The sequence below is a fragment of the Sedimentibacter sp. LTW-03 genome, assembly GCF_052059825.1.
Classification (GTDB): domain Bacteria; phylum Bacillota; class Clostridia; order Tissierellales; family Sedimentibacteraceae; genus Sedimentibacter.
Genome location: NZ_CP197180.1, coordinates 932,203 through 955,194, shown reverse-complemented (window position 1 = coordinate 955,194; position 22,992 = coordinate 932,203). Strand labels below are relative to the sequence as shown.

The window sequence follows — 22,992 nt, the reverse complement described above, 5'->3', positions numbered from 1 at the left end:
CTATCATAGCAAAAAACCACAACATTCCTGCTGTGGTTTTTAAAATGTAACATTATACATTCCTACGTAATTAATCCTTCTATCAAAACTAATTCTTCCAAACTTGTGAGAATATACGCAGCCAATTGTCTCCTAATATATCACGTACATTTTCGTCAGAATATCCTAGTTTTAAGAGAGATTCTGTAATTTGGGGAATTTGATTTACTTCAACCTGATGTAATGTGTTACTAATATATCCTCCATCTTCAGGATATTTTTCACGGTTTGTATCTGCCAATCTCACAAATGCATCCATATCATATACATAGTCAAGTCCTATTCCCGCATGTTTAGGTCCTACAAGCTGTACTATGTGATCAATGTTTTTAACATATTGCTCAACCAAATTTTTATCATTGCCTAAAAATAATCCAAAACCGGTTACTCCAAATACCCCTCCATTTCGAGCTATAGCTTTTATTTGATCATCCTTATAGCATCTTTGATGATTAGTTACCGCTGCAACATTGCCGTGGCTTACAACTACCGGTGCTTCAGATGCTTCAATTGTTTCCATGGCAGTACGATATCCTGTATGAGCTACATCTACAATCATTCCTACCTTATTCATCTCTTTTATTAATTTGTATCCAAATTCACTTAATCCTTTGTCGTCTTCTTCATGGCAACCATAGCCCACCCTGTTTTTCGCATTGTAAGCCATAAGCATATGTCTTATTCCTCTATCATAGAAAAATTTAACCATTGATAAATTAGTTCCGATTGGAACTGTTCCTTGAAAATGGAAACCTACCGCCAGCTTGTTTTCTTTTTTAGCACGTTTAATGTCATCAACTTTTTTTACAAAAATTATATCTTTTGACCTGCTTAACACTAGTGCTTTAATCAAAGTAACATTTTTTACAGTTTCCATAGTTTTGTGTAGATCTGATGCCACTGTAATCGAAGCGTAATTGAACCCATTTGCTTTCATTCTGTTAAGTGCATCAAACAAGTTAGAAAATTTACTACCTGGCATTATTGGCAGCGTAGTATCTACAACATAAGCCTGTTCATGTAATAATTCAGCGTCTTTTGAGATGTTCCAACTTTCACACATATAAAATCCCTCCTAATTTATGTATAAATTTGAATAACATTAAGCTCTCAAAATGTTGACCATAAACAAATTAGCATAAAATATGTATAATTTTAAAGCTTGTTCTGCCATAAAAGTGCAACGTGGTCTTGCCTTTTGCTTTTTAATTCTAGTAAAATTTACCACTTAATTGCTTTTCTAAATTATATCTAATATTTCTTCATAAAGCAATGAAAAGATAACAATTCTTTTAACATAATTAATGTCCTCACGCTTGAGGACATTGTATTAATATTATTTTCGTAAATGGTAAATAATTTATTAAATATAGAATTTTCAAGATTCATATTATTTTATTAATATGCAAAGTATAAGCTGATAAATAATTCATTTTAAAATATAAGGAGATTTTTGATGTATTTGATATTGTGTAGCAGTCTACGCTTTTATTCATATAATAAGTTAAAATATTATTTTAGGAGGTTAAATATGGGATTCTGTAATAAAGATAGAGTAGGTGGAATAGGTGGAATTGATTCAAGTCTATTGTTTTTCTTCTTGTTATTGGTAATACTTTATTGCACATGTTGTGGCGGATTTGACTTAGATTAATAATTAATAAATTTGATGCTTAAAGAAAATCGAGTAGGAGGTAATTAATTTAATTACCGTCCTCTCACACCACCGTACGTACCGTTAGGTATACGGCGTAGAATTAACATTTGTATGTGTATATTTTAAGCAAAGACACTAACCCAGCTTTTTCAAGTCTGGTATTCGTCATCGAAGTTGCTAAGATAGGGCTATTGGAAATTTTCCAATACCCTTTTCTTGTATTAGCAAATTCCCATGCTTTTTGTTTAGAAATTCCGAGTTTTTATAGATTATTAAATTTCGTACTCTCTGCCATCATGTATTACTTACTTTTAGAATTTTTTTATAAAATATCTCTTAAAAATTATTTCGTTGAATTATAATTAATTTTGATACAAATAAACTAATATATAAGACTGCATATATCACCTTTTAATACTAACCTCATATATTAATATAAATACTATGTATAAAGGAGATAAAGTAATGTATTATAATCCATATGCCAACATGTTAGCTGAATGCTATATGTTACAGCAACAAATGAATTCAAATATTAGAGTGCTCCATGCAGTTCCAAATGCACCTGCAGTAGATGTTTATGTTGATGATAATATTATTATAAAAAACCTTCCTTATAAAGAATTATCATCATATATATCTGTTCCACCCGGTAATTATAATATTAAAGTTTATCCTACAGGAAGTACAACAAGTCCTGTAATTGATGAAAGCGTCTATGTACCTGAAAAGTCTTTTTATACCATAGCTGCTATTGGTGAACTGCCTAATATTAGCTTATATCCGGTACAAGAACCAACGTCCGCCAATAAATTTGGCTTGTCATGTGTAAGATTTATCCATCTATCTCCAAATGCGCCTGCTGTGGATATAAAATTGCCTAATAATACGATTGTTTTTAGCAATGTACCATACAAGGGCATAGCTAATTATACTTGTGTTCCATCAGGAACATATACGTTTAGAGTAACCCCAACTGGAACAAATGATGTTGTTTTAACTGTTCCTAATGTTATATTAAACCCAAATACTTTCTATACTATTTATGCAGTTGGATTAGTAGGAGAAACTCCAGAATTAGATGCATTATTGGTTACTGAACCAAGATAAATTTCTAAAAAAGTTGCTCAAAAAGATTCGAGCAACTTTTTTTATTTATAGTAATTAATCAATCTTACAGTCTGAAAAATTACCCCAATTTTCAACTGTATTATACATTGGGTCAGTTGATTAGAAGCAAATTAAAAATTCGCCCACAATCAAAAAACTCTTTAAATTTGAAGAGTTTTTAATATTTTCCATAATTTTCTATGGAGGCGGGCCTCGAGGTGCAAATCCACGAAATATATATTTCTTTTTTATTGATATTTAATGATCTACTTTGAAAAATTTAACAATATTGCAAAGTTTCTATATCATTTTAATGGAGGTTTAATTAAATTGTTTAATCCATTAGTCAACATACTTGTAGAAAATTTAATGAACAATATCAACCTCAAATGTAAAAAGGAAATTTACGAAATTGTATCAAACTCTAAATAATCTAATAACGCATTTACCCTTTTAATATGATTCAAAGAAATAATATATATCTAAAAGGTGTTTTGTAAGCGTCAAACAGGTTCTTTCCAATTTTAGTTGATTTCCCTCACCTGTCTACTTGACAAAGGGCAATACATTAGGATGTATTTTTTACCATAGTGGCTATAGAATTGATTCCTCCCACCATCCAAATACTACTCTGCCTGAAGCAAGAATAGTCGGTTTTTCTGGGTTGGATAAAAATGCTGTAAGAGAGCCACCCGGTGGTAATATATATCTTCCATATACTTCCTCTTCAATAGTAATGCCGGCTAAACGATAATTGCCGAACACAAAAAAACCACCAGAAGGAAACCCTTTTGCAGATACTCCAAACTGCATTTTGGCTTTTGCCTGAGGCAGAGGATTAATGGCTGTATTTACAGGTGTAATGAAATTAGATTCTTGAATTATGCCTGGCGGCGTACTGTTAAACCAAATCTGTACTCTATATGGGGTTGGAACTACATCGCTGACTCTCCACGTATTAACATATAAATTAACCCCGGAATTATCAGGATTGTATAACCTTGCCCATCCATTTGCAGCCTCTCCAAACTTAATATCAATGGCAGTGCCGACGAAATACTTACCTTCCATCGATTTGGCTGTAGCTAATGGTATGTCAACGAAGTATTTAAATGTATCTTCATCATTAACAGGCGGCTGAACTGATGCTGTTGATGGAACATAGCTATTATTCGAAGAAGTATATAAAGGATTATTAATTTCATTGGGATATGTGTAAAAATTAGCTGGTTGCCATGGTATTTGATTATACATAGGATTATTCATAATTACCCTGCCTTTTAATAGTTTTTTATTAATTATATGTAAATAGTGTGCTAATTATATGTAAATAGTATGTTAATTGTTAAATTTTAATAATGATAAGTGCATAAGACGGTGTTTCGTAAAAAAATATCCTAACAGTAATATGTGTACTATTAGCCTGTTAATCGAGTAGGAGGTAATTAATTCGTGACAGAAATGGAAAATTTTCACCCTAAGGCAATAGGTAAATACAAAACTAAAACAGATGACATAGAAAATCGGATCATTGCAATGTATGCAAAAGGAATGAGCAATAGAGATATTGAAGATCATTTGAAGGATATCTACGGTGTAGAAGCATCTGCAAGTCTGATTAGTCGTATTACAGATAAGATACTACCGGCAGTGATGGAGTGGCAATCAAGACCATTAGATAACATTTATCCTATTGTATTTTAAAAAGCCGACCTAAAGGGAATATAAAACACAGCAATATTTAATTATAAAATCGTGAAACCCTTTGATTTCTACCTATTTCTTCTCTATCAACACAACACACAGAACATGTATTGTTCCAGGAAACATGTATATTTCTATTTGTTATAGCTTTTTACAAAAAAACCACGACATATTCTGTCGTGGTTTTAAAAATGGAGGCGGACCGCAAAGTGAAAATCCACGAATCCTACTCCATTTAAATTAGATTATCAAGTTATTCACTAATAAATAATATAATTTAAATTATATATATTATAAACAATTACTAATATTTTTCATAATGATTAAAAAAATTACATATATCGTACTTTTGATGGAATGTTGGATTGTCTCAATAAATCACCAAAGTGACTTGTTATTCCCACATCTCCAATTAATTCAATGCCAATATTTTTATCACCTAAATTTACTATTACCTTTCTTAAAGCATCCAATCCGTTTTTTACATAAAACTCTTGATAGTATTCTGGATTTCCTTTGACAATTGTATGATTATTTCCACTAACCCTTAGTTGATTTAATTGTACTACCCATACATCTTTTCCATCATAAACCCATTCTATCGAAACTTCACCTAAATAATTATGATAGCTTCTAATTTTATTATTTAATTTTTTTACTTCGTTGATAACTTCTTTAGGTAATTTTTGAGTACTCTCACTTCCAACCATAAATGAGTCCCCTTTGCCCATGACCCCTTCAATTATATCATCAATTCTATTTTTCTTAATAATTGAGCCTCCTGAGAAAATAGGTTTTACTGCTTCTTGAGAAAGAATAGAAGCAATATTCACATCATTATCGCCTTTTACTTCTTCAAGATTCATAAGTTTAAAAGGGTCAATCCAACTATCACCTGTATAATACTTACCTGGTTCCTTAATTATAGGACAAGTTCTTATCCATTTTTCATATAACCCGGTTTCTTTTCCAAATATAAATGGAGCAATATTTCGAGAAATAACAGTTGTTCTTGGTACTCGTAATCCCAATATATCTGCAATGAGTAGTCCAAAAACCTTATCTCCAATAAATCGAGAAAAATTGTTAGGCCAGGTAATTATACTATCATTACTTATTTCATTATAGTATTCATATTCCCATATAATCGTATGTTCTTTATTTACACCTTGTCTATTAGGATGAACGCTAAATTCTATTCTATAATTTGGGTCAAAATTAACATCAGGTTTAAATCCGTAAACTTTTTCTAAAATTTCGTAGCCAATTTCCCTTGGTAATCTACAAACTCCTTCTTTGTCTACACATTTTGGTGTGTCTTTTGGTGAAAATTCAATAGTATTACCTAAAACTACTCCTGATATGCCGCCATCATTTATATCTATATTTTCATTTATTATAGAGCACTTACCTTCTAATCTATTATTTTTAAGAATATCTAATATTTCTTCTATATTCTCAATTTTTTTATTACTAATTAATTTATTTCCCTTCATGACATGTGGGCTATAACTTCTTATATTCACAGAATTAGATTTTGAAGAATTAATTAATTTTTCTATAAGTTCCTTATTAGTACAATTATTATAAGTATAATTATTTATGTATACAAATCTTGGCATACCTTCCTCATTACAACCAAAACTAATGAATTGAGCTATGTTACCATAATTATTTTCTATAATGTAACTTAGCTTTTCATCTTTCATTATTACTCTATTATTCATATAATCACCTGTGAAATTTATTTTATAAACTAGTATTGGTAATAACTACCTATTGAATTCAAATTTAAAAATATTTCTTCCGCATACCTATCAGTCATGCTAGCAATATAATCTGCAACTATTCGTTTTATATTTTTGTCATTTATTTTTTCTTGTATATTCAAAGGAAGTATTTTAGGATTACGTGTAAACTCCTCATATAATGACTTAACTATTTTTATTGCTTTAGCATCTGATCTTTCAACTTCTGGGCTACCTATATAGTATTGATTTAATATATCTCTTAGCTTTGAATAAAAGTTATTATATTCTTCCTCAAAATTAATAATAAGTCCAAATTGAAAAGCATTTTTTTTAATTCTTTTTATTTCTTTTTTTCTTTCATTAATCAAGTTGTTTAAGACCTTTATATCTTTTTCATCTATTGAATTTTTTATCTTCTTTTCAATTTCTGCAATCTTATTTTCAACAGAAGTTATACCTAGTTCATTTTCTTTCTTTTTAATTCTTTTCTTAGTCTCTTTAATTATTGTATCTTGATTAGATTCATAATCACACATTTCCAAATTATTAATGTTATTAATACTTGCTTTTACTAAATTATATAATACATTTCTAATTAAATCTCTTGTTTTAAAATTACTAATATTTTCCTTAATTTGTTCACTTTTTTTACCTTCTGTTATAAGACTTGATAATACACTTTTCAAATCATATTCTAAACTAGAATATCTTTTTTTGGCGTTTTCATAAATGTTTGTATGATAGAAATCTTCAAAATCATGTGTTAAATATGCAAGCTTATCTGCCCAATAAACTACTTGAGATTCTAAGCTTCCAGGATTTTCTGGATTATAACGGCTACAATCGTATTGTTCTATATTATAATTACCAGCATATACATCTGTATCATGTTTCAAAATTCCTTCACATACTAATGGTGACAACTCTATTTTTTTGCTACTTAAATATCTTACACTCTGTACTGCATGTGAAAAGCCACCATTTTTAAATAATTTATCATTTAAAAATCTTTCGGCAGCATGTCCAAAAGGAGTATGTCCTATGTCATGTCCTAATGCAATTGCAGACACCAAGTCTCTATTTAAGCTTAATGCATCTGCTATACTAATAGAAATTTGTTCAACTTCTAATGTATGTGTTAATCTAGTTCTATGGTCACCATTTTTAGTAGCTGCTATCACCTGAGTTTTATCTTGAAGTCTCCTAAATCCACCAGTATATAATATTCTATCTCTTTGCCTCCTAAATTCTGTTCTATTTGTTTCATCAACTGGCAAATTTAACTCATGTTTTATACCCCACTCTGATATATAATTATTTTCTCTATCTTCTAGCTCTACACTTTTTACAATATGATTAATATTTTTAGTCATATTCTACACCTCAAACAATATATTTTATAAGTACTTTTACTATTAAAATTGATATTTTCATGTATCGTTAAATGGTAAAAAACAGCTTTAAACAATCAGTTTTTAGAGAAGATAACTTTTCTAATTATATCAACTCCTATGTTTCAATACAAGTAATAGGTTAAACTATTACAAATCTTTCAGTAATTTTATTAACCGAAAACATGCTCTATTTGCCTTAGCATATTTAATTAATTCTTCTTTAATATCATTTGGTATTTATGTCTTTTCTAATTTCCATGTTATGTAAGCATACCAAGATTCTAATTCATCGCCAACATAGTATGCTACATTTCCTAAAGATTCGGCTATAGTAAAGAAAATGAAGGTGGCATTTTTTTAAGTTTATAATTTCTAAAATGTCTATTAGAACTTGTAATTTAATATCATGCGCTTTAAACGCTCCTCTTGGAAGTGCACGATTACTTAATTTTTCGAATACATTTTGAAGATAAATCAAAAAAGGTAATCTTGATTGCCTTTAATCGTTTGGACGAAATAAAGATACATAATCTTCACTGATTATTACAACATTGTCAGGAATCGTTATCACTCCGTTAATGTGATAAATAGGAATTAAGTTCTTTACCTTTAAAAAAACATTCATGTGGTCCTAAAGATAAACATTGACCTATAAAGATACTTCTGATAGATTTGTATATAAGTCTCTGTTGCATAAACATTAGTTAATTCAGCAATAGTATTTTTGAATAATACTATACCATCATACAGAAACTTTACTTAACAATATCATTATTTGAATAATTTGTCAAATCTTGTAATTTCTAAGATAGTGTCAAGTTGCTTTCGGAAAATAAAAACAATAAATTCCCTTAGTAAAATTAAGCACCACGAATAGACTTAAGAAATTCACTCATTTGCGTTCTTTTGCCTATATTAATAATTTCTAAATTATCAAGTGTTTCATTTATTGAAACATTTAATTTCTTTTTCACTACACGCTTATCAAGCTCTTTGATTTTTCTTTCTTTAAACTCTGATTGTTTCTTAAGTTTCATTAAGTCATAAACCTTGCCACCATTCTTCTTGTAAACCCGTAATCTAGCCATTTGGTCAGCTCCAACTCCACTCCAACCCATAGGCCTAGAACTAAGTCTATTCGATAGAATATGACTCACATGCCCTTCTGCACTGCAGCCAACATAATCTAGGTTGTATTGATTTCTTATTCCTTCCCAGTTATTCATAATATATCTGCGTGATTCAAGTACTGAATTTCTTTTCGTTACGTTTTCTGTACAATCTAATATTTCTTCAAATAAATCACTTACCCATTCTTTCTTTCCTTTATTTACGTATCCCCACATTACAGGTGTTGTATAGGGTATATGTGCTGTAGCTTGTTTTATATATTTTGATAAATGGAATCTATCTAACACATAGATACTTTTGTCTATCCAATTTAAGCCCTCTTTTATCCAATTAGCGCCATCTCCTGATAAATACACCCTTTCTATTTTATCTGTATCATAATATTTGTATATGTAGTCAGCTACTTCTAACCAAAGCTGTTCATTATTATTGTTATATAATCCTGTAAAATATCTTGGATTTATTAGAGCATTTCTATTTTTACCTTCGTTTTTTAACCCTTCATGTACATAAATCAATTTCATCTGTTTGTTAGTTCCATCTTGCATTGCTACATGATCTTCATCCGCTTCTACATACAGAAGTTTCGCTTCCAATTTTTTATTTGTCTTCTTTTTATAAACCGTCTTTTCTACAGCACTATTTTCTATTTCATCTAGTTTTCTTATGTTGTTCATAACGGTTTGATTGCTAAACTCTTGATCTGGAACGCTATTCCTTCCACTTTTACTGTATGAAACATCTATTGCGCTTTCAATAAGCTGGGATTGAAGCATCATATCCATTCTTTCATGTACTTCTATTCCTAAGAAATCATCTGAAAGATATTTGTATTCTCCTGTTTTTTTATTCTTGTAATAGGTCCTCTTATATTTTACATCTCCAAATATTGTGCTATATGTTTTTTCCATGTTCCTTTTTTCAACATACCACTCTCTTTTTTGCTTCCCCGTTTGTCGTATGCTTTCTTCGCATGCATCAAACAAAACTTTTATTAATTTTACTCCTACATCATTTAGTGTGCGCTTTGTATTTTCAATGTATTCTGGTATCTTATCAGTTCCGGTTAATACATTTTCTAAATTTTTTATTGTTTCTTCAGTGATTTTTTTTGCAATATAGTGTATAATGGTTTCCATAGAATAGTCCTTCCTTCTGTTAGATTTTGCGTGATACTTAATCTTAACATAAAGGGCTATTCTTTTCTTGTTTTTTCCTACAGTAATTTTACACTAAGAATTTCTAAAATAGCTTTTCTTAATGAAACTTTTCCTTTGCCTACAACTTCCTTCACTTTAAACCACATGACGTACACCCTTGGCCATATTTAATGGTATCTACAACCAAGCCCCATACACCGCTAAGCTGCCAACCATGTTGGAACGCAAAAAATCACGACATTTCTGTCGTGATTTTTAAAATGGAGGCGTACCGCAAAGTGCAAATCCACTAAAAACATCATAATTAATTCAAATATTTGCTTTAATAATTATATTAGATTTCTAATACATTTATTTAATTATTTATTATTTTATTTCTATATATTGCTCTATCTATATGACATAGTAAATATCTAAAGTTATGCTCAGACTTATCTTTAATAATTAAAGAATTCAAAATTTTAAATATTGCGAATTCATTTTTTCTAATAAAGTCATCTGAAAGGTGAGTCATAACTTTTACAATTTCTTTACTGTAATCTTTTATAAAAAAATGCGGTTCAATAACATTGGCTATATTAGAATTCAACAATTGCAATATTACATATCTAATTACAGAACTCATTTGGTTACTCTGTAATCCATTCTCTTCAACAAAATTATTAGCGTATTCATTTAGTCTTCTTTTTGTTAATTTACTGTTGAAGTTAACTTTTAGCTCTTTCCCGATAAAAATTTTATAATCAAATTTATCATCTAAGAGATTTTTATAAAATCTTGATTCATCATTCTTAACATAACTCATTAATTCTTCAAAAGTTAAATTAGCTAAGAACTTATAAAAAGGTACTATATTATTTCTCCTATAATTTAATAAATCCTTTTCAATATAATAGGGTAATTTATCTGATTGTAAAAATGCTTTACACAAATTTTCATTATTACAGAAGGCAATACGTTTCTCTGTTGAAAATGTTAAGCCAACAAACTCACTTACTTCGTCAAAATCATTTATATTCTCTAAATCTCTTACATTTACATCTAAAAGTTTAGGGTTATATTCTTGACTAGCAATTAGTTCATATAAATTTGACTTTAAAAATTTTAAAAATTTTATTGGTAATTTTTTTATGCTAATATCGCTAATAGCACTATAAAGTTTGCTATAATCAGATAAAACAAATGAATTTATATCCATATAATGGCCTTCATTAAGATTTATTCTAACTGTAGTTTTTTTATTCTGATCGCCTTGCTGAATGAACCAAATTCTACTTTTTAGTTCTTCTACTTTTTCAGGTGACAACATTTCGAAAATCGTTGATAATATACTTATTATATTCCTGTCACTTATACTATATCCCATAAAGATTATTGGGTACTCAAGAAATAGAGTTAATAACTTGGCATTTAAGTACTTATTCTTATAAAAGAAATTGTTGTAATCCTTTTCAGTTATAACAATACTGTTCGGACTACTTGCACATCCATGTATTTTATAAATCTCACCTACTCCGTCCAAAACACTTCCGAGTAAAGAATCTTGTCCAATTAGCACTGAATATTCATTGCCATAAATATTCTCTAATAATCTATCATAATTAGTAGTAATTATAGCTGCTGGCCTAGTATTCTTAAATTCAATTATTTCAGTATTATTGTCTAATTTATCAATATTCTCAATTAAATATTTTTCAATAATATTAGAGATTTTTTTTCTAAAATAGTATGGCTTATTACCACCATCTTCAATTTCATCATCGTTAAGCTTATCAAAATATATATCCTCTAGTTCTTGAGCTAACTGTTCATTATTGACAACATTGCTACTGTCTGTATATTTTTGAACTAGTTTTGTAAAATTAATATCTCTATCCTCTACAACTTCTTTTAATAAACCAATCCAATTAGGACTATTTATATATCTTCTCGAAATACCTGAACCTATAAAAAATATTGGTGCAATTCCTACTGTTTTCAACTTACTTTGCATTTCTTTAAACATACATACACACCCCTACATCACTTTAAATAACACACATATTTTTAGCTTTAATTTTTTTCTTATTAAGTTATTAACATTCGATTTTAATTAATTATATCATATTTCCCTTTTGTTGTGGTTTTTTATTTTCATATACAATAAAGAACCACAACATTTATATTGTGGTCCTTTGTCGTGGTTTTAAAAATGGAGGCGGTGGGAGTCGAACCCACGTCCGAAAATATTTCCACAAGACTTTCTCCGAGTGCAGACGATACTTTTTATTTCGCCTCAGCTATTGCCTATCGTCAGGCCATAACATCGGCTATCTTCGATTGTTCAACACCAGGTCGAAGAACCCCTGATGCAGTTCCCTGCTTCAGATGATGCCCCAACTCAGACTGCAGGTCGTCTAAGTGGGACAAGCAAGCAGCTTACGCTGCGAATGCTAAATTATTATTTTCTTTTGCGTTTATATTTTGTTGCCACTTTTTGCGTTGTTTGGCGACAACGACTCGCTTATCTTCCTTCTATACCCCCGTCGAAACCATTTACGCCCCCGAAATATTAATAATCGTCGCGCCTTTGCATGCGGCGTTCGGCATCTTTTTTGGCTATGTCCTGACGTTTATCATAGTTTTTCTTACCTTTTGCAACTGCCATTTCCATTTTAACAAGGCCGTTTTTAAGATACAAACTCAACGGTATAAGTGAATATCCCTTCAATGTTATCAGCCCTATAAGCTTTCTTATTTCTCTTTTGTTTAAAAGCAGCTTTCTGGGTCTAAGGGGATTCACATTGTAAATGTTACCTTTTTCATAGGGACTTATATGCATGTTATAAACATAGGCTTCACCATCTTTTATGTTTACATAACTATCCTTTAAGTTAACTTTACCCTGTCTTATTGATTTAACTTCTGTTCCCACAAGAACAATTCCAGCTTCATACTTATCTTCTACAAAATATTCATGATATGCTTTTTTGTTGCTTGCAATTTTTTTTGTATTTACAGCCATTTAATCACCTACCGTAGAGTGTAGGATGATTATAGCATTAAATTTTTAATCTGTCAAATGTCAGATTTTTTATTAATTATGCATATATTATGTTTTTATGCATCTTTTAGTAAAAGGTGTGCCGGGATAGCCTTCCGACCATCCCTTATTATTATATCTCACAATCCTTAAATTATTATTAAATTCAGTTTCCTATTCCCGTAAGCTCATTTTCATCATATTCAAAATCATCTTCGCTAAATTCATCAATAAACGCAAAGTCAATTTCTGCTCTCGGAATGCTTACATTTTCAACTCTTATTTTTACATCGTCGCCAATTTTATATGTTTTTCTGCTTGCTTGACCGAATAATTCTCTTCTTTCGTCATTAAAAATATAGAAGTCATCTGTCATATTTGATATATGTACAAGACCTTCAACTGAATTTTCAAGTTCTACAAATAATCCAAAGCTTGTTACTCCGGATACAGTTCCTTCATACTCATTTCCTATTTTGTCAGACATATACTCCGCTATTTTAATTTTATCTACATCTCTTTCTACTTCATCAGCAATTCTTTCCATGGTAGATGACTGCTCTGCAACAGCTGCTGTTCTATCAGTAAGTCTCTGATAATCCTGTTCTGTAAATTTGCCATTTAGTTGCCCTTTTATAATACGGTGTATCTGTAAATCAGGGTATCTTCTGATAGGAGAAGTAAAATGGCAGTAGTATTGTGCTGCCAACCCAAAGTGCTGTGAGCTTTTCGATGAATATATAGCCTTCTTTAATGACCTAAGCATCATATTATTTATTAGATTTTCTTCTTTTTTTCCTTTAATTTTTGCGAGAAGCTGCTGCAACTCTTTCGGATGAATTTCGTTGTTCACTCCCTTCAGAGTATAGCCAAGATTATGAATAAGTGTGTTGAATTCAAACATTTTGACCTCATCCGGTTCCTCATGTATCCTATACACAAACGGCATATTCATCCAGTAATAATGCTCTGCAACAGTTTCATTGCATACCAGCATAAATTCTTCGATTACTTTATTAGATACACGCCTTTCATACTTCGTTACATCAACAGCCTTTCCTTTTTCATCTGTAACAATTTTTGTTTCCGGAAATTCAAAGTCTATTGCTCCTCTTGTTTCTCTTTTCTTTCTCAGTATAAGGCTTAATTCTTCCATTGTTTTCAGCATAGGTACTATTTCCTTATACTTAAGGCTAAGTTTTTCATCATTGTTTTCCAGAATTTCCGATACGTCAGTATACGTCATGCGATAATGATTTTTTATTATGCTTTCATATATTTTATAATCAACTACGTTGCCCTTGCCGTTAATAGTCATATCTACAGAAAGAGCAAGCTTATCTTCATTGGGATTAAGGCTGCACACTCCATTTGATAATTCTTTTGGAAGCATTGGAATAACTCTATTTACAAGATAAATGCTCGTTCCTCTTTTTAAGGCTTCTTTATCCATCTTTCGGTCTTCCTTAACGTAGTGAGTTACATCCGCTATGTGTACCCCAAGTTTGTATTCATCATCGCTAATTTTAACTGCGTAAACACCATCATCCAAGTCTTTTGCATCTTCACCGTCAATTGTAATAATGTTAAGCGTTCTTAAATCGGCTCTTCTTTTGTATTCCTGCTGGTGAATTCCTTCTGCGGATACTCTTACAGCTTCCTTTATAACATCTTCTGGAAATGTCTGTCTTACTTTTTTGTTTAAAAGTACAGCTTCTATATGTGTATCCGTATCCCCTATATTTCCAATTATATCAACAATTTTACCTTCAGGATTTTTTCTTTCGTGAGGCCATTCAGTTATTATTACATTTACCTTGTCGTTGGTATTTGCTCCGTTAAACTCTTCTCTAGGTATGAAAATATCATATGCAATTCGCTTATCATCTGCAACCACAAAACCAAAGTGTCTGCTTTTTTGAAACGTTCCTATAACATAGCTGTTAGCCCTTTGTATGATTCGTATAACTTTTCCTTCTGGACTTTTTACCTCTTCAGTTGTTTTCATAGGCCTTACTATGACTCTGTCCCCGTGCATGGCACCGTTCATGTCAGCAGGGGAAATAAATATGTCGTTTATTTTGTCGTCATCAGGTCTTAGGAATGCAAATCCTTTTTGATTTCCATCCAACGTTCCTATAATCAAGTTCATTTTTTCCGGCAAACCATATCTGTTAGATCTGGTAAAAATTACTCTGCCTTCACTTTCTAATTCGTTAAGTGTCTTTAACACTTCTTTTTTCATGCTGCTCTCAATTTTAAACACACGCATGAGCTCGCTTAATGTTAAAGGCTTGTAAGCTTCCTCTCTCATAAATTCCAAAATTTTTTCTTTAAAGTTCATCTACTGCTCTCCTTAAAACGGGCGGGTAACCCCGCCCATACTATGCTTTTCTATTTATGTTTACCGCTGCTTCCCATCTTATTCAACAAATCAATATCGTAAGAAATAATATTTGATTTTCTTTGTTCATGCTGGATTTCAGCAAATTTAAGTATTCTTGAAACCAGTTCTGTAAATGAGATTCCTATTCCTTCCCACAGATAAAATGCAATTGAGCCGGGTATAGTATTAATTTCATTCACATATATATTGTTACCGTCATATAAAAAATCTATTCTTGCATCTCCGCAGCAATCAATGGATCTGAAAGCTTCTTTAGCATATTTTTTAATATCCTCCTCAACTTCCTTTTCAATATCTGCGGGAATCCTTCTTTTTGACTCCGATGCATCCTTCTTTTTATTAACATACTTATCTTCATATGTAAGGAATTCTTCCCATCCTACAGGCTCCTCACACAAGGAAGCTGTAAGATCATTCTCAAATCCCATGACAGCACAGTTTATTTCTCTCACGTTTTCGACACATTTTTCCACTATTACCTTTCTGTCGTATGACATGGCTACCTGAATTGAAAAAAGCAGCTCATCATAGTTCTTAGCTTTGCTTATGCCAACGCTTGAACCTAAGTTGGCCGGTTTTACTATCATGGGATATCCAATCTTCTCGCATTCAGTCAAAATATTTTCTTTATCTTCCTCAAAACTGCTTCTGTAAAACCATGTATAATCCACTACAGGAAGGTTGTTGCTTTCAAATACTTTTTTCATAATAACTTTATCCATTCCCACAGCAGAACTTAACACCGAACCGAATGCACACGGAACATCATTCATCTGAAATAATCCGTGAAGAGCTCCGTCCTCAACATTTGTTCCATGAACAGCAGGAAACACAATATCAATTTCATATGTACTATATTTTTTCCCGAAAAGCCCCTGCCTTATGTCAGGATGAGGATAAAGAACTAATTTATTGTTCTTAAATCCCGGCAATATTTCATAAGCATCATCAAATTTTTTTACTTTATAATTGTTTATATTATGGAGACTGTTTCCAACATACCAGCTTCCATCCTTTTGAATGTATATTATCCTTGGTTCATAAAGTGTTTTGTCTATGTTATCTAAAACCTGTAATCCTGTAATTATTGAAACCTCGTGTTCTACTGTCCTTCCTCCAATAATAATACCTACTGATTTTTTCATATATACCTCCATTGCTTAATGCTCATTGTATGTGTCCGGCAAATCATTTTCAAATAAAACAACGTCGCCTGCCCTAGTTAATGTTTTCAGCACTTCAGTAGCTTCGCTCAACGAATTAACCACATACAAATCATCTTCATTGAACGCTTTTTTCTTCAGCCCTCTCTGTATGGCTTCCGTTCTTTTTTTACCTATTAAAATAACGGCGTCACAGGTTATTGCAATATTTTCTCCAAATTTCTCATTTTCCTGTTCTTCTACCTCTCCCAGTTCAACCATTCCTGGTGTAACAATGATTTTTCTTCTTTCTGCAAATGAATCTAAAACTTCTAATGCAGCTTTAGCTCCGTCAGGATTTGAGTTGAATGCATCATCAATAACAATTGCGCCGGTTCCCGGATCAATTAGCTGAAGCCTGTGCTCAACGCTTTCAATCTTGCTTATCCCTCTTGCTATTTCATCAAGAGTGAGCCCTAAAACTTTAGCAACAGAAGCACCCGCAAGAATATTCAAAATATTATGCTCTCCCAGCAACTTTGTTTCACACTCTACTGTTCCCATATCCTTTATACACAGAGTAAATTTTGAACCGGTGCTTCCTACCTTAATGTCGGTTGCAAACAAATCTGTATCTTCGATATTTTTAATTCCGTAGCATATTTTTTCTTTAAATGTCTTATCAGCAAGCTTTTTCACATAATCATTATCATAGTTAAATATTGCAATTCCGTCATCAGGGAGCCTTTCAATGAGCTCATACTTAGTCCTCATAATGTTGTCTATTGATTTAAATGTCTCAAGATGGCACGGCCCTATTGAGGTTAAAATTCCTATCTTAGGATTGGTTAAAGCAGCAACTTCATCAATATCACCTATTTTCGTTGCTCCTAGCTCTGCAATAAAAATCTCGTATTCATCAGTTAACTTGCTGTTTATTATTTTGCTTATCCCCATGGGGGTATTGTAGCTTTCAGGAGTATTTAAAACTGAATACTTTTCTTTAAGTATCGATGCCGCAGCAAACTTTGTGCTTGTTTTTCCATAACTCCCGGTAATACCTATGGATGTAATGTTTTTCATTTCTTTGATTTTATCAGAGGCTTGATTATAGAATTTTTTATTTATATTTTTCTCTATTGGTACGGCTATATAGTTAGCCCCCAATACATAATATGCGCTGAACAAGTATACTATTGCCAAAATTCCCGACCAAAGTGGAAAATATCTCACAATATTACCGGAAATAAAATATATAATTCCGATTAAAATTAAAAAATCAACCACCGTGAGGGATACAGCAATCAAAATGAGCCTTTTTGCCCTGTTTGTCATGACAAGAGGTTTTTTTGCTTCATCCTTCTTCTTTGTATTTATTATCAAGAATACTGAAGTAATCAGTGAAGCTGCCATTGCATAAGGGGACAGGTTTCTTTCTTCTGCTCCTGTTGCGGCCAGCATAAAAAACAACGTATTAATAATCATTATTATTGAATAAATTCTATCGTTTTTCGTAAATATTTTATCCTTATGTGCTGACATCCAATCTATGTACTTCTGGTTCTTATATCCTTCAATCTGAAGCATGTGCAAATTAAACTTCAATTTAATAAAACAAAGCATCAGCCAGCATGCCGAAAACAAAAAAATTAATGTCTGCATTTTTTCACTCCCATTATTTGAATTCGTCTTTTAAAAAAACGTTAATTACTGCCTTAAAACGGTCATAACAATCAATATATGAATAATGTCCTGCGCCCTCCAAAACTACTAATCCACTGTCAGCAATCCTGTCTTCCATCAATTTTCCCATATAAATCGGTGTGTCTTCATCATTTTCCCCCCATATAAGCAATGTAGGAGCATTTATTGAAGGAAGTACATTAATAAGGTTGTCATTAATAACCTTAACCATGGTCTGCCTCATAATACCATGGGCTGATTTATAATCCTCGGATCCAAATCTTTTATAAAACTTTTCAGCTCTTTGCTCTTTTGAATCACCAGCAGAAAATATCATATATAACTTCTTTAATAATTTGAATGAATAAACTTTTACATAATAGTTTAGCTTCCTTTTCGGTATTATGCCTGCGCTGTCAATGAGTATTAACTTCTTAACTAAATCATATTTTCCAGCTAGAATTATTGATATTCTTCCTCCGTGAGAATGTCCGAATAAAATAATTTCACTTAGCTGAAGCTTATCAATAAATTTTTTTATACATTCTGCATAATTGTAGGAATTCCATGGAGTATCAGGAATACCACTTTCCCCAAAGCCTGGCAGATCCAACGCAATTACTCTGCATTTATCCTTTAAAAAATTTGCAATAGGATTCATCGTCTGAATGCTCCCGCCCCATCCGTGAAGAAGCAATACAGTTTTTCCGCTTCCTTCGTCTATATAGTTAATTTTTATGCCGTCAATATCAACATGCATTATCCGATAATCAATCCTTCCCATAAGTCTTTGTAGCGCACAATACTGATACCTACTTAACCTAATTATTTTCATTACATTATTTAAAATTATTACTACTATTATATGTCAGTTTATAGAAATCTGCAACAAAAAAAGACTTCTCACAAAGAGAAGTCTCTTAATAAGTTTACTTAAAAGAATTTTAAAAGCACTCCGCCGTACTGAGCCAGCATAGGTCCAAATACGAGAGAAACAACTGTCATAAGCTTGATTAAAATATTGATTGAAGGTCCTGAAGTATCCTTGAACGGGTCACCTACAGTATCTCCTACAACTGCTGCCTTATGAGCATCGCTTCCTTTTCCTCCGTGTGTGCCACCTTCGATGTATTTCTTAGCATTATCCCATGCTCCACCTGAGTTTGACATAAATATAGCCATCAGAACACCTGTTACCAAAGCACCTGCCTGTAAACCTCCAAGAGCTTCAGTACCTAATAATAAGCCAACAAGCAATGGAACTACTACTGCTAACAGGCCAGGTATAATCATTTCTCTTAAAGCTGCTGCAGTTGAAATATCAACACATCTTCTGTAATCAGGCTTATCTTTACCTTCCATTATTCCAGGTAATTCTTTGAACTGTCTTCTTACTTCTTCTATCATAGAGAATGCTGCTTTACCAACTGCACTCATTGTGATTGCAGAGAACAGGAATGGAAGCATCCCACCTATAAATAATCCAGCAATAACTGTAGGTTCTGTTAAGCTTATAGATGTAATTCCAACTGCTTGTGTATATGATGCAAACAATGCCAAAGCAGTAAGCGCAGCTGATCCTATAGCAAATCCTTTACCGATAGCAGCTGTTGTATTTCCTACTGAGTCCAATTTATCTGTAATTTCTCTTACAGAGTGAGGCAATTCACACATTTCAGCAATACCACCTGCATTGTCTGAAATAGGACCGTAAGCATCTACTGCTACTGTCATACCTGCTGTTGAAAGCATACCTACAGCAGCAAGTGCTATACCGTACAAACCTTTAACAGCATCAATACCGTTTGATGTATAACCTGCTATTAAATAAGCACCGATGATACCAACTGCCAATACTATTATAGGGTATGCAGTTGATCTCATACCAACAGATAAACCGCTTATAATTGTAGTAGCAGCACCAGTTTCAGACTGCTCAGCAATTTCTTTAACATATTTATATTCATCTGAAGTATACATTTCAGTAATCTTAGCTATGATTAATCCTACAGCTGAGCCAAATACTATTGCCCAGAATGGAAGTCTGCTTCCTAGTATAGATTGACTAAGGAAAAATGCAGATACCATAACTATTAATGAACTTACATATGTACCCATGTTTAAAGCTTTTTGTGGGTTTGAACCTTCTTTTGCTTTTACAAACATTGTACCGATTATTGAAGCAACAATACCTACAGAAGCGATCATTAATGCGAAAAACACTCCTTCTCCGCCTTCATACGCGATAACTCCCAATGTAATTGCAGATACTATAGATCCTACATATGATTCAAATAAGTCAGCACCCATACCAGCAACGTCACCAACATTATCACCAACGTTATCTGCTATAACTGCAGGGTTCCTTGGATCGTCCTCAGGGATTCCTGATTCAACCTTACCAACAAGGTCTGCTCCAACATCGGCAGCTTTAGTATATATACCTCCGCCAACACGTGCAAATAAAGCAACTGATGAAGCTCCAAGACTGAATCCTGTTATAACACTTGCGTCTTTAAATATAAGCCAAAATCCACCTAATCCAAACAGACCCAAGCCTACTACAACCATACCCATTACAGAACCACCTGAAAAAGCAACGTCTAATGCTTTATTCATTCCTGATTCCTTAGCTGCGTTTGCTGTTCTTACGTTTGCCTTAGTAGCAACAGTCATACCAAAGTATCCTGCCAGAACAGAAAATCCAGAACCGATAGCATATGCTATTGCAGTTCCCCAGTTGATTGCCAGACCCAATACAATGAAAAGTATAATTGCAAAAATTCCAACTGACTTATATTCCCTTGCAAGGAACGCCATAGCACCTTCATGAATATATGAAGATATTTCTTTCATTCTTTCATTGCCTGGATTTACCTTGCTTATGCTGGATGCTTTATAAAAAGCGAACAGCAAAGCCAAAACTCCTACTATAGGAGCTATTATTATAGTGCCCATTTAATTCTTTCCTCCGTTGTTAAATAGATTTAATTATTAAGCGAAAGGTTTGACCAAACGCTTAACCACATGAAAATATATCCTAACATAACATTAGAATATAATACAAAACTATTATTGCCAAATAATAACAAATTATTACTGAATAGCTACCAATAATAGTGAAGCAATCAAGAAAATAATCGCTGATACTGCAGTTGCTTTTTCAAGTTTTCCCTCGTAACTTCTTCCTTTATTTCTTCCCCAGATTGATTCTGCACCGCCTGCTATCTCTCCTGACATACCGGCCTGCTTACCAGATTGAAGCAAAATGCTTCCAATAAGAAATAAACTTGCAATTATCAAAAATATTCTTACAACTGTTTCCATTCTAACACCTCCTGTTACTGTATCTCTAGAATAACATTTGAATTATAACATTAATAAATTATTTAATCAACATTTTTTAGTTAAGAATTACAAAATAGTTCGTTTTATAGCAGGAACTAGGGCAAAACCCAAATTCCTGCATAAATTTTTAGATTAATTTATTTAATGCTATAAAATGCATCCATACCGCTGTACTGAGCAGCTTCACCTAAAATATCTTCTAGTCTGAGCAATTGATTGTATTTTGCAACACGGTCTATTCTTGATGGAGCTCCGGTTTTTATTTGACCAGCATTCACCGCAATTACCAAATCAGAAATTGTAGTGTCATCTGTTTCTCCCGAACGGTGAGAAACTACTGCAGTGTAACCTGCCCTTTTAGCCATTTCTATTGCATCTAGTGTTTCAGTTATTGTTCCTATTTGATTTAATTTTATTAGAATTGAATTTGTTACTTTTAGTTCAATTCCCTTTTTGAGCCTTTCAGTGTTTGTTACAAATAAATCGTCTCCTATTAACTGAATCTTTGAGCCCAGTTTTTCCGTAAGCATCTTCCAGCCTTCCCAGTCCTCTTCATTCATGCCGTCTTCAATAGATATAATAGGATATTTGTTTACAAGATCCGAATAGAAATCCACAAGCTCTGACTGCGTGAATTTTCTTCCTTCACCCTCTAATGTGTATATTTTTGTTTCAGGATCAAATAGCTCTGTAGCAGCCACGTCGAGTGCAAGCATTACATCTTTTCCGGGAACGTATCCTGCCTTTTCAATAGCTTCAACAATTGTTGCCAAAGCTTCTTCATTTGATGAAAGATTTGGTGCAAATCCTCCTTCATCACCTACTGATGTGCTTAATCCCTTTGATTTAAGTACACTCTTCAGGCTGTGGAACACCTCTGCTCCCATTCTAAGAGCTTCTTTAAAACAGCAAGCTCCAACAGGCATAACCATAAATTCCTGAATATCAACATTATTATCAGCATGCTGACCGCCATTTAGAATATTCATCATAGGAACCGGAAGAACTTTAGCATTTACTCCGCCCAAATATTGATATAGCGGCAATCCCAGTGTATCAGCTGCTGCTTTAGCTGCTGCAACAGAAACGCCCAGTATTGCATTTGCTCCCAATTTTTCCTTGTTTGCTGTTCCGTCAAGGCTTATTAAAAGTTTATCTATAACTACCTGCTCTGCAGCATCTCTTCCTATTAGCTCCGGAGCTATTATATTGTTTACATTATCTACAGCGTTTTGAACTCCCTTGCCCAAGTATCTTTTTTTATCTCCGTCACGAAGCTCAACAGCCTCAAATGCTCCCGTTGATGCACCTGAAGGTACTCCTGCCTTACCATATCCGCCGCTCTCAGTCCAAACTTCGACTTCGATTGTAGGGTTTCCTCTTGAATCCAATATCTCTCTTGCGTAAACATCTGAAATAATTGTCATTTTATCGTTGACCTCCA

The 22,992-nt window shown here is 32.5% G+C and carries 16 protein-coding genes, 1 other RNA gene and 1 pseudogene; 3 read left to right on the top strand and 15 right to left on the bottom strand.

The genetic code is table 11. The annotated features are described in order from the left end of the window. Positions 1-88: 88 nt before the first annotated feature. Positions 89-1,102, bottom strand: a complete 1,014-nt coding sequence (locus ACS3UD_RS04825; RefSeq protein ID WP_308137557.1) for a dipeptidase — start codon at positions 1,100-1,102, stop codon at positions 89-91. Between the two features lie 468 nt (positions 1,103-1,570). On the opposite strand from ACS3UD_RS04825, the gene ACS3UD_RS04820 reads away from it, so the two are divergent. Then, positions 1,571-1,693: a hypothetical protein gene (locus tag ACS3UD_RS04820; RefSeq protein WP_308137558.1), complete on the top strand. Its 123-nt coding sequence runs from the start codon at positions 1,571-1,573 to the stop codon at positions 1,691-1,693. 468 nt (positions 1,694-2,161) lie between these two features. Next, entirely contained in the window at positions 2,162-2,806 is a 645-nt protein-coding gene (locus tag ACS3UD_RS04815; protein WP_308137559.1) for a DUF4397 domain-containing protein, read from the top strand. A gap of 594 nt (positions 2,807-3,400) precedes the next feature. Here the strand turns inward: ACS3UD_RS04815 and ACS3UD_RS04810 are convergent. Beyond that, positions 3,401-4,072: a DUF6143 family protein gene (locus tag ACS3UD_RS04810; RefSeq protein ID WP_308137560.1), complete on the bottom strand. Its 672-nt coding sequence runs from the start codon at positions 4,070-4,072 to the stop codon at positions 3,401-3,403. A 185-nt stretch (positions 4,073-4,257) separates the two neighbouring features. Here ACS3UD_RS04810 and ACS3UD_RS04805 point away from each other — a divergent pair. Then, a pseudogene (locus ACS3UD_RS04805) lies at positions 4,258-4,507 on the top strand (transposase); the annotation flags it as partial. A gap of 335 nt (positions 4,508-4,842) precedes the next feature. Here the strand turns inward: ACS3UD_RS04805 and ACS3UD_RS04800 are convergent. The 13 genes from ACS3UD_RS04800 to eno form a co-directional block, all read right to left on the bottom strand. Continuing rightward, positions 4,843-6,237, bottom strand: coding sequence for a hypothetical protein (locus ACS3UD_RS04800; protein ID WP_308137561.1), 1,395 nt, complete (start codon positions 6,235-6,237; stop codon positions 4,843-4,845). Between the two features lie 29 nt (positions 6,238-6,266). Then, the gene (gene dgt / locus ACS3UD_RS04795) at positions 6,267-7,634 is read right to left on the bottom strand and encodes a dGTP triphosphohydrolase (RefSeq protein ID WP_308137562.1); all 1,368 of its coding nucleotides are present in this window, start codon (positions 7,632-7,634) and stop codon (positions 6,267-6,269) included. An 881-nt stretch (positions 7,635-8,515) separates the two neighbouring features. Beyond that, entirely contained in the window at positions 8,516-9,925 is a 1,410-nt protein-coding gene (locus ACS3UD_RS04790) for an ISLre2 family transposase (RefSeq protein ID WP_308137563.1), read from the bottom strand. 376 nt (positions 9,926-10,301) lie between these two features. Beyond that, positions 10,302-11,951 carry an SIR2 family protein gene (locus ACS3UD_RS04785; protein WP_308137564.1) on the bottom strand — a complete coding sequence of 550 codons (1,650 nt, stop codon included), beginning with the start codon at positions 11,949-11,951 and terminating at the stop codon, positions 10,302-10,304. A gap of 184 nt (positions 11,952-12,135) precedes the next feature. Continuing rightward, positions 12,136-12,491, bottom strand: a transfer-messenger RNA (tmRNA) gene (ssrA, locus tag ACS3UD_RS04780). Positions 12,492-12,497: 6 nt separating this feature from the next. Beyond that, positions 12,498-12,950, bottom strand: a complete 453-nt coding sequence (gene smpB / locus ACS3UD_RS04775; protein WP_308137565.1) for an SsrA-binding protein SmpB — start codon at positions 12,948-12,950, stop codon at positions 12,498-12,500. Between the two features lie 184 nt (positions 12,951-13,134). After that, positions 13,135-15,312, bottom strand: a complete 2,178-nt coding sequence (gene rnr / locus ACS3UD_RS04770; RefSeq protein ID WP_308137566.1) for a ribonuclease R — start codon at positions 15,310-15,312, stop codon at positions 13,135-13,137. Positions 15,313-15,362: 50 nt separating this feature from the next. Then, on the bottom strand, positions 15,363-16,520 hold the full coding sequence (locus ACS3UD_RS04765) for a D-alanine--D-alanine ligase family protein (RefSeq protein WP_308137567.1): 1,158 nt from the start codon (positions 16,518-16,520) through the stop codon (positions 15,363-15,365). Between the two features lie 15 nt (positions 16,521-16,535). Then, on the bottom strand, positions 16,536-18,179 hold the full coding sequence (locus tag ACS3UD_RS04760) for a UDP-N-acetylmuramoyl-tripeptide--D-alanyl-D-alanine ligase (protein WP_308137568.1): 1,644 nt from the start codon (positions 18,177-18,179) through the stop codon (positions 16,536-16,538). Positions 18,180-18,192: 13 nt separating this feature from the next. Further along, the gene (locus tag ACS3UD_RS04755; RefSeq protein WP_308137569.1) at positions 18,193-18,984 is read right to left on the bottom strand and encodes an alpha/beta fold hydrolase; all 792 of its coding nucleotides are present in this window, start codon (positions 18,982-18,984) and stop codon (positions 18,193-18,195) included. A gap of 149 nt (positions 18,985-19,133) precedes the next feature. Next, the gene (locus tag ACS3UD_RS04750) at positions 19,134-21,158 is read right to left on the bottom strand and encodes a sodium-translocating pyrophosphatase (protein ID WP_308137570.1); all 2,025 of its coding nucleotides are present in this window, start codon (positions 21,156-21,158) and stop codon (positions 19,134-19,136) included. A 138-nt stretch (positions 21,159-21,296) separates the two neighbouring features. Next, positions 21,297-21,527 (bottom strand): preprotein translocase subunit SecG, encoded by a 231-nt coding sequence (gene secG / locus ACS3UD_RS04745; protein WP_213924319.1) that lies wholly within the window; start codon positions 21,525-21,527, stop codon positions 21,297-21,299. Between the two features lie 158 nt (positions 21,528-21,685). After that, complete coding sequence (eno, locus tag ACS3UD_RS04740) at positions 21,686-22,975, bottom strand: phosphopyruvate hydratase (RefSeq protein WP_308137571.1); 1,290 nt, start codon at positions 22,973-22,975, stop codon at positions 21,686-21,688. Positions 22,976-22,992: the final 17 nt, after the last annotated feature.